Source organism: Kitasatospora sp. NPDC059747 (assembly GCF_042732955.1).
Lineage (GTDB): Bacteria > Actinomycetota > Actinomycetes > Streptomycetales > Streptomycetaceae > Kitasatospora.
The window spans coordinates 38129-38621 of the sequence record NZ_JBHWGV010000007.1; the positions used below are offsets into that span (position 1 = coordinate 38129).

Genomic DNA, 493 nt, shown 5'->3' on the forward strand with positions numbered 1-493 from the left:
TCACCCTTCTTTGGGCCGGCGCGTTACGCCCGAATTAATACCTATCACCGTGGGGGGGGGGGGGGGGCGCGGCCCCGCCCCCCCCCCCCCCGCGCCCTCGCTGCCGCCGACGACGCAACACGCGCTGCCATCGATGGTACGAAGTCAGACAAGAGGGTGGGCATATGACCATGCCGGCAATCTCTGCTCGGGGCTGGTACAAGAGCAGCTACAGCGCGCAGGCGAACGAGTGCGTGGAGACGGGCCACGTCACCACTGGCGACATGGCCGTCCGGGACTCCAAGGACCCCAGTGGGCCGGCGCTCATCTTCCGCGCCTCCGCGTGGGAGGCATTCGTCGCAGCCATCAAGACCGGAGAACTCCCCTCCGCCTGACCACGCGTGGGGGGGGGGGGGGGGGGCGCCCCCGCCCCCCCCCCCAAAAAACAAACAACCCCGAGGAACACGGGGGTGACAGTGTGTTTTTAAAAAAATAAGACGGGCACGGACTATTG

Annotated in this window: 1 protein-coding gene; it reads left to right on the top strand. The window is 67.1% G+C overall.

The window, feature by feature from the left end; all coding sequences use genetic code 11:
• Positions 1 to 164: 164 nt before the first annotated feature.
• Complete coding sequence (locus ACFV4G_RS04905; RefSeq protein ID WP_380436522.1) at positions 165 to 374, top strand: DUF397 domain-containing protein; 210 nt, start codon at positions 165 to 167, stop codon at positions 372 to 374.
• The last annotated feature ends 119 nt before the right edge of the window (positions 375 to 493 follow it).

Bases quoted from the DNA above. Each gene is read 5' to 3' on its own strand.
- ACFV4G_RS04905 (WP_380436522.1), top strand. From the start codon at position 165: ATGACCATGCCGGCAATCTCTGCTCGGGGCTGGTACAAGAGCAGCTAC.